The organism is Streptomyces sp. NPDC085524, from assembly GCF_044541755.1.
In the GTDB taxonomy this organism is placed as follows: Bacteria; Actinomycetota; Actinomycetes; order Streptomycetales; family Streptomycetaceae; genus Streptomyces.
Map to the genome: position 1 here is coordinate 172,053 of NZ_JBITTH010000004.1, position 12,450 is coordinate 184,502.

The 12,450-nt window shown below is 71.7% G+C and carries 11 protein-coding genes; 9 read left to right on the forward strand and 2 right to left on the reverse strand.

Going from position 1 to position 12,450, the window contains the following annotated elements:
- Positions 1-42 precede the first annotated feature (42 nt).
- Positions 43-747: a bifunctional DNA primase/polymerase gene (locus tag ACIGFK_RS07725; RefSeq protein ID WP_386467326.1), complete on the reverse strand. Its 705-nt coding sequence runs from the start codon at positions 745-747 to the stop codon at positions 43-45.
- A 386-nt stretch (positions 748-1,133) separates the two neighbouring features.
- Here ACIGFK_RS07725 and ACIGFK_RS07730 point away from each other — a divergent pair, with 386 nt between their 5' ends.
- Both ACIGFK_RS07730 and ACIGFK_RS07735 read left to right on the forward strand, forming a co-directional pair.
- A complete protein-coding gene (locus tag ACIGFK_RS07730) occupies positions 1,134-2,690 on the forward strand; it encodes a PP2C family protein-serine/threonine phosphatase (RefSeq protein WP_400050937.1) in 1,557 nt (518 codons plus the stop codon).
- A gap of 174 nt (positions 2,691-2,864) precedes the next feature.
- Entirely contained in the window at positions 2,865-4,331 is a 1,467-nt protein-coding gene (locus tag ACIGFK_RS07735; protein ID WP_376658431.1) for an aminopeptidase P family protein, read from the forward strand.
- Positions 4,332-4,392: 61 nt separating this feature from the next.
- On the opposite strand, the gene ACIGFK_RS07740 is transcribed toward ACIGFK_RS07735, so the two are convergent.
- The gene (locus tag ACIGFK_RS07740; protein WP_386467322.1) at positions 4,393-4,836 is read right to left on the reverse strand and encodes an ATP-binding protein; all 444 of its coding nucleotides are present in this window, start codon (positions 4,834-4,836) and stop codon (positions 4,393-4,395) included.
- 223 nt (positions 4,837-5,059) lie between these two features.
- On the opposite strand from ACIGFK_RS07740, the gene ACIGFK_RS07745 reads away from it, so the two are divergent.
- From ACIGFK_RS07745 to pheA, 7 genes are all read left to right on the forward strand, one after another.
- The gene (locus ACIGFK_RS07745; protein ID WP_400050939.1) at positions 5,060-5,890 is read left to right on the forward strand and encodes a hypothetical protein; all 831 of its coding nucleotides are present in this window, start codon (positions 5,060-5,062) and stop codon (positions 5,888-5,890) included.
- Positions 5,891-5,999: 109 nt separating this feature from the next.
- Positions 6,000-6,716: a YcnI family protein gene (locus tag ACIGFK_RS07750; protein WP_386467318.1), complete on the forward strand. Its 717-nt coding sequence runs from the start codon at positions 6,000-6,002 to the stop codon at positions 6,714-6,716.
- A 47-nt stretch (positions 6,717-6,763) separates the two neighbouring features.
- Positions 6,764-7,417, forward strand: coding sequence for an SCO family protein (locus ACIGFK_RS07755; RefSeq protein ID WP_376658427.1), 654 nt, complete (start codon positions 6,764-6,766; stop codon positions 7,415-7,417).
- Entirely contained in the window at positions 7,414-7,896 is a 483-nt protein-coding gene (locus ACIGFK_RS07760; RefSeq protein WP_376658426.1) for a copper chaperone PCu(A)C, read from the forward strand. The genes ACIGFK_RS07755 and ACIGFK_RS07760 overlap by 4 nt, the downstream gene beginning before the upstream one ends.
- 28 nt (positions 7,897-7,924) lie before the next feature.
- Positions 7,925-9,922, forward strand: a complete 1,998-nt coding sequence (locus ACIGFK_RS07765; protein WP_376658425.1) for a copper resistance CopC/CopD family protein — start codon at positions 7,925-7,927, stop codon at positions 9,920-9,922.
- Positions 9,847-11,211: an iron uptake transporter deferrochelatase/peroxidase subunit gene (gene efeB / locus ACIGFK_RS07770; protein WP_376658424.1), complete on the forward strand. Its 1,365-nt coding sequence runs from the start codon at positions 9,847-9,849 to the stop codon at positions 11,209-11,211. Before ACIGFK_RS07765 ends, efeB begins: the two co-directional genes overlap by 76 nt.
- Positions 11,212-11,253: 42 nt before the next feature.
- Positions 11,254-12,189 (forward strand): prephenate dehydratase, encoded by a 936-nt coding sequence (gene pheA / locus ACIGFK_RS07775; RefSeq protein WP_376658423.1) that lies wholly within the window; start codon positions 11,254-11,256, stop codon positions 12,187-12,189.
- Positions 12,190-12,450 lie beyond the last annotated feature (261 nt).

The following is a 12,450-nucleotide window of genomic DNA, read 5'->3' on the forward strand; positions in this document are numbered from 1 at the left end:
AATTCCCCTGGAAACCCGTACTGCTGGCACCCGTACGAGTGATCAGTATGCAAGTCGGCTGCCGCCGCCGGGTGCGCCGCTGCTCGCCTCGACCAGTGCGTCCACGACCGCTTCGACCTCGGGCAGCCACAGGTCGCTCCCCGCGCCCGGCTCCCGTTCCCAGCGCACCCGGCCACCGCTGGACGCGGCCGAGGGCGGCAGCAACAGGTAGCCGCCCTCGCCGTGGAAGCGCAGCGAGGAGGGCACGTGGTCCTTGGCGTAGAGGAGTTCGCCGAGCCGCTCCAGCGAATACGGCGCCACCAGCACCGACCAGCGGGTCGGCGTGGCCACGACCGGCCCCAGCCGCAGCCCTTGGGCGTCCAGCCGTACGAGGGCGCGCGCCGCGGCCCCGGCCGGCAGGCTCACCGCGCACGGCGCCGTCCCGCCGGTGGCCAGCAGCACCGGCGCGGCAGGCCGCCGCGTCCACCACCAGGCCACCATCCGGGGGTCGGTGGTGGCCGCGAGCAGCCCCGGGTCGAAGGGGTGCGCGCCGGGAACGACGCAGTCGGGGTCGGGGCAGGCACAGCGCGAGCCGTCCGCGGCGGACCGGCCGACGCCGGGCAGGACGGGCCACTGCCGGACGGTGGCGCACTCGAGCGCCGCGTCGAGGAGGGCCGGCGCTGCGCCGGCCGGCCGTTCCGGGGAGGGGCGCAGGGATCGAAAGCGGTCGCGGAGTCGCTGGAGACGCCTTCCGAGGATCTCGCGCATGAGCGCTCGTTCCTTTCCGTTGAACGCCGAGGGCCACATCACACCACGTAACCGGTGTCTCACCACACGTACACGTTTCGCGTCACTGTCCACCAGAAGCAGGTTCACACGGTTCGTGCAGTCGTCTTACGGGTCCATCAAACGTCCGGCGGGCATGGAGCGCGACCCGCGCCGGCACCGAGACCGGCTGCCGCCGCTAAGGACGGCGACTCGCGCGGGGCGGTTCCAACTGGCCCCGGGCACTACCGGTTACGTACCCGGACCCCTCGCCGGGCCCGTCCAGTCGATCGTAAAAACCGTCCGGTTCCAGCTTTTTCCAGCCAAGTTCTAGCCTTGGCCGGACGGTGAGTTGCCGCCTCACGGACACCAGGATTCCCACCTGGGCAATGCTGGACATGGATCCGTGTGTGCGTGTAGATGTGGATTCCTTGATGGCGACGCAGCACGATCTGGGGGTTTGCGATGCTATACGGCGAATCGCACCAGGTGGAAAGGCGGACGCCGTGAACGCTCCGCATCTGCCGAAAGTGGCTGGAATCGATCCAGCAGTTACCGCGTCACCGCACACTGCTGCGCCCACACCCGCGCGGACCACCCCCGCCCAGGCCGCGCCGCCCCCTGCGGCCGCCCCGGGCAGCCTCATCCAGGACCGGCTCGCCGGCATGGTCTCGGACCTCACCACCCTCCACGAGCTCACCGAGCGCCTCGCCCGGACCAGCCGGCTCGACGACTCGCTCCACGAGTTCCTGCGGGCCGGGGCCTCCCTCGTCGGCGCCCGCCGCGGACTGGTCGTCCTGGAGCCCTCGGACGGACTCGGCCCCACCACCACGATCGGCCTCGGCCTCGGCCACGCCGACCTCGGCCACATCGAGACCGTGCCGCGCAGCGCGACCTCGTACGGGCGCATCCTCGACGGACTGCCGGACGCGCACGGCGGCTCCGAGGTGCTCCCCGAACCGGACGCGCCCGCCGGCACCGGGGGCTTCGACGCCCCCCTCGACCCCCGCCACCGCGAGGTCGCCGCCCGCCTCGGGTACGCCGCCAGCTACGCGCTGCCGCTGACCGCCGAGGCCACCGGCCTGCTCGGAGCCGCGGTCTGGCTCTACGACGAGCAGGCCGAGCCGAACGACCGCCAGCGCGACCTCGTCGGGCTCTACGTGCGGCACGCCGCCGAGCACCTGGCCCGGATGCTGGAGGTCGAGCGCTCCCGCTCCCGCCTGGCCACCGTCGCCGAGGAGCTGCTGCCCAGCCGGCTGCCCCGGATCCCCGGCGTCCAGCTCGCGGCCCGCCACCACACGGGACCCCATGGCGGAGGCGACTGGTACGACGCCCTGCCGCTGCCCGAGGGCGCCCTGGGACTGGCCGTCGGATCCGTCACCGGCTCCGGGCCGAGCGCCGTCGCCGCCATGGGACGACTGCGCGCCTCCCTGCGCGCGTACGCCGTCATGGAGGGCGAGGACCCGGTCGCGGTCCTGTCCGACCTGGAACTGCTGCTGCGGCTGACCGAGCCGGCGCGCTCGGCGACCGCCCTCTTCGCCTACTGCGAGCCCGCGGGCCCCGGCGCGGGACAGCCGAACAAGATCATCTTGGCTGGTGCCGGGCACGCCCCGCCGCTCCTCATCGGCGAGCGCCGCACCGAGTACGTGGAGACCTCCCTCTCCGCGCCGCTCGGGATGCTGTCCTGCTGGGAGGCGCCGAGCGTGGACATCGAGCCCGCCTCCGGAGAAACGGTGCTGCTGTACACCGACGGGCTGCTGCGCCGCACCGGGGACCCGATGGACCGGGCCTACGCCCGGCTGCACGCGGCGGCCGCGGGGGTCCCCCGTGTCGCCCGGGAGGATCCGGGAGCGATCTGCGACCACATCCTGCGGACCCTGCTGCCCGGAACGGAGCCGGGAGACGCCCCCGAGGACGTCGTCCTGCTCGCCGCACGGTTCGAATGATCCGACGCGTTCCGTAGCGGACGCCCCCGTCGTCCCTCTTGCAAGCATTGAGGATATTGCCGCTTTGTCGCTTTTTGTGCGATATAGCACACGGCCTCCGGGGGCCTTCCGCTCACACATACGATGGATGAGGTCCACACCCAGGTCCGTGTCTGTCGTAGCTGAGGAGAAGACGTGGCTGACGAGCTCACCCCGGAGACCCCGGAAGAAGAGCAGCCCAAGAAGACGCACAAGCAGCGCAAGAACGGTCTGTACCCGGGCGTCAGCGACGAACTCGCCGAAAGCATGCGCACCGGCTGGGCCGACACCGAGCTGCACGGGCTGGAGCCCATCGCCCAGGCCGCGCACACCGCCGCCCGCCGCGCCGCGCTGTCCGCACGCTTCCCCGGCGAGCGCCTCGTCATCTCCGCAGGCCGCCTGAAGACCCGCTCGAACGACACGGAGTACCCCTTCCGCGCCTCGACCGAGTACGCCTACCTCACCGGCGACCAGACCGAGAACGGCGTCCTCGTCCTGGAACCCGCGGGGGAGACCGGGCACACCGCCACGATCTACCTGCTGCCCCGCTCCAACCGCGAGAACGGCGAGTTCTGGCTCTCCGGCCAGGGCGAGCTGTGGGTCGGCCGCCGCCACTCCCTCGCCGAGGCCGAGCAGCTCCTGGGCATCCCGGCCAAGGACGTGCGCGAGCTCGCCGAGGCCCTGGCCGAGGCCGAGGGCCCGGTCCGCAACGTCCGCGGCCACGACTCCGTCATCGAGACCGCCCTCACCGACAAGGTGACCAAGGAGCGCGACGAGGAACTGCGCGTCTACCTCTCCGAGGCCCGCGCGGTGAAGGACGAGTTCGAGATCGGCGAGCTGCAGAAGGCCGTCGACTCCACCGTCCGCGGCTTCGAGGACGTCGTGAAGGTCCTCGACAAGGCGGAGGCCACCTCCGAGCGCTACATCGAGGGCACCTTCTTCCTGCGCGCCCGCGTCGAGGGCAACGACGTCGGCTACGGCTCCATCTGCGCCGCCGGCCCCCACGCCTGCACCCTGCACTGGGTCCGCAACGACGGCGACGTCCGCTCCGGCGACCTGCTGCTGCTCGACGCCGGCGTGGAGACCCACTCCCTCTACACCGCCGACGTCACCCGCACGCTGCCCATCAACGGCACGTACACCGACATCCAGCGCAAGATCTACGACGCGGTCTACGAGTCCCAGGAAGCCGGCATCGCCGCCGTCAAGCCGGGCGCCAAGTTCCGCGACTTCCACGACGCCTCCCAGCACGTGCTGGCCGAGAAGCTCGTCGAGTGGGGTCTGCTCGAGGGCCCGGTCGAGCGCGTCCTGGAGCTCGGCCTGCAGCGCCGCTGGACCCTGCACGGCACCGGCCACATGCTCGGCATGGACGTCCACGACTGCGCCGCCGCGCGCACCGAGGCGTACGTCGACGGCACCCTGGAGCCGGGCATGTGCCTCACCGTCGAGCCCGGTCTGTACTTCCAGGCCGACGACCTGACCGTGCCCGAGGAGTACCGCGGCATCGGCGTCCGGATCGAGGACGACATCCTCGTCACCGAGGACGGCAACCGGAACCTGTCGGCCGGACTGCCCCGCACCTCCGTCGAGGTCGAGGCCTGGATGGCACGCCTCAAGGGCTGACGCCCGACTCGCACGTGCCGGTGGGCGGGATCCCGTACGGGGCCCCGCCCACCGGCACGGCCTACGAGACCTTCAGCAGCGCGTCGTCACGCCACTTGAGGATCTTGTCGAAGCTGACCACCGCACCCCGGCCCGGCCGGTTGCGGAAGCGGACGTGGTCGGCCAGTTCCGCGATCAGGTGCAGGCCCCGGCCGCTCTCGGCCAGGGAGGGTCTGCGACGCGCCACCGTGGCGGCGGGAAAACCCGGCCCCGAATCGCTCACCTCGATGCGGCAGCGGTCCCCGTCCAGATAGGCCGTGACGTGGTACGCCTCGGTCTCGTGCGGAAGATCGCTGCGCCCTCCGTGCTCCACCGCGTTCGCACACGCCTCGCTCAGGGCCACCGAGAGGTCGAAGGAGATGTCCGGGTCCACCCCCGCGGTCTCCATCGTCCCGAGCAGCAGTCGCCTGGCGAGCGGCACGCTCGCGGCTTCGCGCCTCAAGTGGAGAGACCACCAGATGCTCATACGGATACCTATTGCCGCCCGCAGGCGGTCGTAAGCGCTCCGCAGCCACCCGGACACGCAATGCCCCCGTTCGGCCGATGGCGGCTCTCCCGGACACCGGTGTATGCGGCGTCCGCAAGGACCCGGAGGCGGACCCGTCTCGAGCCATCCCCCGAGCGGACTCAAGGGACCTTCCGGACCTGCCGTATGAATGACCCAGGCCCAGTGCGATGATGGCCCGGCCATGACTGCCCCCCACGCGACACACTCCGGAGCCGGGCTCCGGATGATCCGGGCCGCGGTGTTCACCGCGGTCTGTGTCGTGCTGTCCGGGGCCGGGCACGCCCTGGCGTCCTGCGCCACCGTGCCCTGGTGGTCCCTGTGCCTCGGCTTCGCCGCGCTCTTCGCGGTCGCGGCCCCGCTCGCAGGACGCCGGCGCACACTGCCCGCCATCACCGCCGCGCTCGCCACCGGACAACTGGCCCTGCACACGCTGTTCGGCCTCGGCCAGCACAGCGCCGCGGCCGGCCGGGCACCGGTCGGCGGCCCCGCCGACGACGCCTCGCTAGCGGCGCTCGCCGCCCGGCTGGTGTGCGGGGGCAACTCCGTACCGCTCAGCCCGGCCGACGCCCGGCAGGTCCTGGAGAGCGCCGGCCTGGACCCGGCGGCACTGGCCGCACAGGCCGGAGGCCTCGCCGCACAGGGCCACGCCGCACACGCACACATGGGCGGCGCCGCCACGGCCGCGCCCGCCACCGGGCTGCTCACCCCGGCCATGCTCATCGGCCACCTGCTCGCAGCGCTGGCCGCCGGATGGCTGCTCGGCCGCGGTGACGCCGCGCTCTCCCGGCTCCTCGAACTGTCCCGGCTTTCCGCCGAAGCCGCCCCGGTCCGCCCGCTGCGCGCCGCGCTGGCCCTCGTACGGGCCCTCGGCGCCGGACTCCCGGGTGCACCGGACGTGGCCCGGCAGACCGCGCGCACCGGGTCCGACCCCGCGGCCTCCACCGGCCGTGAGGCACTCCAGCACACGGTGATCAGGCGCGGGCCGCCCACGGCGCTCGCCCTCGCAGCCTGACGCGGCACCCGCCTTCCCCGGCACACGACGGGAACACCGGTGCCGCGAACTCCGCGCGCGCCCGCGCGCGGAGCCACCGTCACCACTGCTTCCGTGGAGTGTTCCTGCCATGAAGACCTCTCGCGTCTCCTTCGCCGCCGCCCTCGCCGCCGGTACCGTCCTCGTCCTGTCCGGTACCGCTTTCGCCCACGTCGGCGTCCAGCCCGGAGAGGCCACCAAGGGCGGCTACGCGACGATCAACTTCAAGGTCCCCAACGAGCGCGACAACGCCTCGACCACGCAGCTGGAGGTCAACTTCCCCGTGGACCAGCCGCTCACGTCCGTCATGCCGCAGGACGTCCCCGGCTGGACCGTGACCGTCGAGAAGAGCAAGCTCGACAAGCCGCTCACCGTCCACGGCAAGCAGATCAACGAAGCCGTCACGAAGGTCACCTGGACCGGCGGCAAGATCGAGCCCGGCAAGTTCCAGCAGTTCCCGCTCTCCGTGGGCAAGCTGCCCGAGGACGCGGACAAGATGGTCTTCAAGTCCATCCAGACCTACGACAACGGCGAGGTCGTCCGCTGGATCGAGGAGCCCAAGGAAGGCGCCGCGGAACCGCAGAACCCGGCGCCCGTCCTGAAGCTCACCGCCGCCAAGGCCGCCGACGACCACCACAGCGACGACAAGAACGCCAAGAACGACAAGACCGGCCATGACACGGCCCACGACGAGGCCGGCGCCGGGCACGGTGCCGACAACACGGCGCGCGCCCTCGGCATCGCCGGCATCGTCGTCGGGCTCGGCGGTGTCGCCTTCGGCGTCGCCTCCCGCCGCCGCTCCGTCTGACCCTCCCGACCCTCCCGACCCATCCCCGATCCCAGGGACACCTCTTCATGCGCACCACACGTGTGACGGTCGCCGCGCTCATCGCAGCGGCCGCACTCACCCTCACCGCCTGCGGCGGCGAGTCCGCCAAGCCCGGCTCGGTCACCCAGATCTCCGGCGGCCAGAGCAGCAACAAGGCAGCGACCGTCCTCGACCGCCCCTTCACCAAGCCGGAACTCGTCCTCACGGACACCACCGGCAAGCCGTGGAACCTGCGCGAGCAGACCAAGGGCAGGCCGACGCTCATCTACTTCGGCTACACCAACTGCCCCGACGTGTGCCCCCTGACGATGAGCAACATCGCCGTCGCCAAGAAGGCACTCCCCAAGGCCGACCAGGACAACCTCCAGGTCGTGTTCGTCACCACCGACCCCGACCGGGACACTCCCGAATCCCTCGGCGCGTGGCTCAAGGCGCAGGACCCGGCGTTCGTCGGACTCACCGGGGACTTCGCCACCATCCAGGCCGCCGCGCGCACGCTCGGCATCGGTATCGAGGCCGCCAAGAAGGAGGCCGACGGCAGCGTCGTCTCCATGCACGGCGCCCAGGTCATCGCGTTCTCGCCCAAGACCGACGAGGGCTACGTCCTCTACGGCGAGGGCGCCACCGTCGACGACTACACCAAGGACCTGCCGAAGATCATCAAGGGAGAGAACCCGTGAACGCCCGCACCACCCGCACCCTCGCCGCCGCCCTCTCCCTGACGGCCGCACTCGCCATATCCGGCTGCTCCTCCGACTCCGGCGACTCCGGCAGCGGCAAGCCGAAGATGACGGTCAGCGGCGGCTACATGCCCGAGCCCGTCAACGACAAGATGGCCGGCGCGTTCATGGTGATCAAGAACGACTCCAAGACCGCCGACAAGCTCACCGGCGTCACCTCCCCGCTCTCCGACGATCTGCAGATCCACGAGACCAAGGACCAGAAGATGCAGCAGGTCGCGTCCATGGACGTGCCCGCCAACGGTGAACTCGCGCTGGAACGCGGCGGCAACCACGTCATGTTCATGGGCCTCAAGAACACCCCGAAGGTCGGCGAGAAGGTCACGGTCGAGCTGCACTTCGAGAAGGCCGATCCGGTCAAGGTCGAGCTGGACGTGAAGGAACGGACGTACAACGCCCAGAACAGCAACGGTCACTGACGGACCCGCACCGAGGGACTGACACGCCATGACGACCACCGCCCCCTCCGCGGCCCGCGTCCGCGCCACGGCACTCCTGCCGCGGCTCGCGCTGGTCCTCGCAGCCCTGCTGGCAACCCTGTTCACCGCGGCCGCCCCGGCCACGGCGCACGCAGCACTCACCGCGAGCGACCCCAAGGACGGGGCGGTGGTCGCCACGGCCCCCGCCCAGGTCACGCTCTCCTTCTCCGAGCAGGTCGCCATGGGAGGAGACTCCATCCGCATCCTGGACCCCCAGGGCAAGCGGGTGGACACCGGCGAACTGCGCGACCTGTGCAGCGGGAACACCGTCCGCTACGGCACCGCCCTGCGCAGCGGCCTGCCCAACGGGACGTACACCGTCGCCTGGCAGGCCGTCTCCGCCGACAGCCACCCGATCTCCGGTGCCTTCACCTTCTCCGTCGGCGCCCCCTCCACCACCACCGTCAAGCTGCCCGCCCAGCAGGCGGGCGGCGGCCCGGTGGGCATCGCCTACGGGATCGCCCGCTACGCCGCCTACGCCGGCTTCACCGTCCTCGTCGGTGCGGCCGCCTTCATCCTGCTGTGCTGGCGCCGGGGCGCGGCGCAGCGACCGCTCCAGAAGCTCGTCGTCCGCGCCTGGGTCACCCTGACCACCGCCACCCTCGTGATGCTGGTGCTCCGCACCCCCTACACCGGGTCCGGGAAGTTCGCCGACGCCTTCGACCTCGACGGGCTGCGGGCCGTCCTGACGACCAAGACCGGCGCCTCACTCGTCTCCCGGCTGCTCCTGCTGGGCGCCGCCGCCCTCTTCATCGCGGTCCTCCTCGGCGTCTACGCCCGCCGCCAGCAGGACTCCGCGACCACTGCGGAGGGCTCGGCCGACGATGCGGAGGGGACCCGGGACACCGACGACCTCACCTTCGGCCTGGCCATCGGCGGCACGGTCGTCTCGGCGGGCATCGCTGCCACCTGGGCCCTGGCCGAGCACGCGTCGACCGGTATCCAGCCCGGCATCGCCATGCCCGCCGACATCCTCCACCTGCTGGCCGCGGCCACCTGGCTCGGCGGTCTCGCAGCCCTGCTCATCGCCCTACACAAGGTCCCCGGGGTCGAGCGGGCCGCCGTCCGGCGCTTCTCCAGGGTCGCCTTCGTGAGCGTCCTGGTCCTGGCCGTGACCGGTGTGTACCAGTCCTGGCGCCAGGTCGGCAGCTGGTCGGCACTCACCGGAACCGACTACGGACGGCTGCTGCTCGTGAAGGTCGGCCTGGTCGCCGTCCTCATCGCCCTCGCCTACGTGTCCCGCAAATGGACCGGCCGGCTCGCCGATACCCCGGCGGCCGAAGCAGGGACGGCCGGTGATGTTTCACGTGAAACGGCCAAGGCGACCGCCGCCGGCGCCATCACCACCGATGTTTCACGTGAAACCGAGTCCGTCACCGTCCCGGCCGACCCCAAGCGCGCCGCCCAGCTGGCCCGCCAGCGCGCCGCCCGCGAGAACGCAGCCGAGAAGCGGGCCCGTGACGCGGACACCGGGCGCGCGGGCCTGCGCCGTTCCGTCCTCGCCGAAGCCGCCGTCGCCGTCGTCCTGCTGGCCGTCACCACGGTCCTCACCAGCACCGAACCCGGACGTACCGTGGAGCGGGAAACGACGCGCGGCGGAGCCGCGGCCCCGGCCGTACCCGACCGGGCAGTCAAGATCACCCTGCCGTTCGACACCGGCGGTCCGAACGGCAAGGGATCCGTCCGGCTGGAGCTCGACCCCGGCCGGGTCGGCGCCAACACCCTGCACCTGTGGGCCGACTCCGGAGACGGCAAGCCCCTCGACCTCCCCGAGGTCAAGATCGCATTCACCCTGCCCGCCAAGGACATCGGGCCCCTGCCGCTGGTCCCGGACCACGCCGCACCCGGACACTGGACCGCATCCGGAGTCCAGCTGCCGCTCGCCGGCGAATGGCGTATCGACGTGACCGTCCGTACCTCCGACATCGACCAGACGACCGTCCAGAAGAACGTGAAGATCGGCTGAACAGCGTGACCGAGAGCAACCCCGACATCGAGATCTCCCGGCGCCGGCTGCTGGGCACCGTCGGTGCCGCAGGCGCCGCCGGGCTGGCACTCGGCGCAGCAGGCGGTGCCTTCGCGCACTCCGCACTCGCCGACCCCGGCAGTGGCTCCGGGACCGGGTCCGGCGGCCCGGGGAGCCTGTCCTCCCTCGGCGCCACCCAGGTCGCCTTCGACGGGGACCACCAGGCCGGCATCACCACCCCCCTCCAGGCCAAGGGCCATGTCCTCGCCTTCGACCTCGCCGCGGGCGCGGGCCGCACCGAGGCGGCAGCACTGATGCGCCGCTGGTCCGACACCGCCCGCCGGCTGATGGCGGGCGAGACCGCCCCGACCTCCGACAGCGGCATCGCCCTCGACGCCGGCCCGTCCTCCCTCACCGTCACCTTCGGCTTCGGCCACTCCTTCTTCGAGCGCACCGGTCTCACGTCCCGGCGCCCCGCCGCCCTCGACCCGCTCCCGGACTTCTCCTCCGACCGGCTCGACCCCCAGCGCAGCAACGGCGACCTGTGGGTCCAGATCGGCTCGAACGACGGACTCGTCGCGTTCCACGCCCTGCGCGCCCTCCAGAAGGACGCCGGGGACGCCGCCCGGGTCCGCTGGCAGATGAACGGTTTCAACCGGTCCCCCGGCGCCACCGGCACGCCGATGACCGCCCGCAACCTGATGGGCCAGATCGACGGCACGGGCAACCCGAAGCCCGCACAGCCCGACTTCGACAAGCGGATCTTCGTTCCCGCCGCGGGCCCCGGACCGGCCGAGCACGCATGGATGGCCGGAGGCTCGTACGCCGTCGTACGGCGCATCCGCATGCTCCTCGACGACTGGGACAAGCAGTCGCTCGCCCAGCAGGAGCAGGTCATCGGCCGTACCAAGGCCAACGGTGCCCCGCTGACCGGCGGCACCGAGACCACCCCGATGGACCTCAACAAGTTCGGGACCGACGGCAAGCCCGTCATCCCTTCCAACGCCCATGCCCGGATCTCCGCCCCCGCACAGAACGGCGGGGCCGCCATGCTGCGGCGCCCCTTCTCCTTCCACGACGGGATCGGCGCCGACGGCGCCCCCGATGCGGGGCTCCTCTTCATCTGCTGGCAGGCCGATCCGCTGCGCGGTTTCGTGCCCGTCCAGCGCAAGCTCGACCGCGGCGACGCGCTGTCGGAGTTCATCCGGCACGAGTCCAGCGGCCTCTACGCCGTCCCGCCCGGACCGCGCCCCGGGGAGTACGTGGGACAGCGCCTGCTCGAAGGGTGAACGGCACCACGGGGCCGGGCATCCCGGCATTAGGCTGACCGCATGTCGGCCACCCGCTTCACGTATCTCGGTCCCGAGGGCACCTTCACCGAAGCCGCCCTCCGTACGCTCCCGGAAGCCGCCACCCGGGAGCTCGTCCCGATGGTGTCCGTTCCGGCCGCCCTGGACGCCGTGCGCAACGGCGAGGCCGCTGCCGCCCTCGTCCCGATCGAGAACTCCGTCGAGGGCGGGGTCACCGCCACCCTGGACGAGCTCGCCTCCGGCGAACCCCTGATGATCTACCGCGAAGTGCTGCTGCCCATCGCCTTCGCGCTGCTCGTGCGACCCGGTACCGCGCTGTCCGACGTCAAGACCGTCACCGGGCACCCGGTGGCCCAGCCGCAGGTGCGCAACTGGCTGCGGGCGAACCTGCCGGACGCGGTGTGGGAGTCGGCCGCCTCCAACGCCGACGGCGCCCGGCTGGTCCAGGAGGGCCGTTTCGACGCGGCCTTCGCCGGCGAGTTCGCGGCCGCCACCTACGGGCTCGTACCGCTCGTCACCGAGATCCACGACGCGGAGAACGCCGAGACCCGGTTCGTGCTCGTCGGACGCCCGGCCCGGCCCGCCGCCCCGACGGGCGCCGACAAGACCTCGGTCGTACTGTGGCTCGGCGACGACCGTCCCGGTGCGCTGCTGGAACTCCTCCAGGAGTTCGCCGTGCGCGGAGTCAACCTGATGCTGATCCAGTCCCGGCCGACCGGCGCGGGCATCGGCAACTACTGCTTCGCCGTCGACGCCGAGGGCCACATCTCCGACCGCAGGGTCGGCGAGGCGCTCATGGGGCTCAAGAGGACCTGCCCCCAGGTCCGCTTCCTCGGTTCCTACCCGCGGGCCGGTGTCGCTCTGGGTGACGTCGGTGCCCCCAGGCCGGGAACCTCCGACGGTGACTTCACGGACGCCTCCGACTGGCTGACTCGCTGTCTCGACGGCCGCGCGTAGTCCTCCGTCCACTGTCCACAGAGTTATCCACAGGCCGAGGCCCAGGCCTGGGGACAAGTCGACAGGGCGGCACGACAAGGTCGACATATCGGCCGCAGGACCCAGGTTTCGCGCTGGAGAGCGGAAGGTGAACGGCGTCACCCCCGTATCACCGATCAACTCTTTGGGGCGAGCCATTCCCACCCGAATGAGTGTGTGAGGGCGGTTTGAACCCTGATTCGCCTCGACCGCCCACCGATCAGGAATGATCTATTCGCGTGT

Bases quoted from the DNA above. Each gene is read 5' to 3' on its own strand.
- ACIGFK_RS07725 (WP_386467326.1), bottom strand. From the start codon at position 747: ATGCGCGAGATCCTCGGAAGGCGTCTCCAGCGACTCCGCGACCGCTTT.
- ACIGFK_RS07730 (WP_400050937.1), top strand. From the start codon at position 1,134: ATGCTGGACATGGATCCGTGTGTGCGTGTAGATGTGGATTCCTTGATG.
- ACIGFK_RS07740 (WP_386467322.1), bottom strand. From the start codon at position 4,836: ATGAGCATCTGGTGGTCTCTCCACTTGAGGCGCGAAGCCGCGAGCGTG.
- ACIGFK_RS07745 (WP_400050939.1), top strand. From the start codon at position 5,060: ATGACTGCCCCCCACGCGACACACTCCGGAGCCGGGCTCCGGATGATC.
- ACIGFK_RS07750 (WP_386467318.1), top strand. From the start codon at position 6,000: ATGAAGACCTCTCGCGTCTCCTTCGCCGCCGCCCTCGCCGCCGGTACC.
- ACIGFK_RS07755 (WP_376658427.1), top strand. From the start codon at position 6,764: ATGCGCACCACACGTGTGACGGTCGCCGCGCTCATCGCAGCGGCCGCA.
- ACIGFK_RS07765 (WP_376658425.1), top strand. From the start codon at position 7,925: ATGACGACCACCGCCCCCTCCGCGGCCCGCGTCCGCGCCACGGCACTC.
- efeB (WP_376658424.1), top strand. From the start codon at position 9,847: ATGGCGTATCGACGTGACCGTCCGTACCTCCGACATCGACCAGACGAC.
- pheA (WP_376658423.1), top strand. From the start codon at position 11,254: ATGTCGGCCACCCGCTTCACGTATCTCGGTCCCGAGGGCACCTTCACC.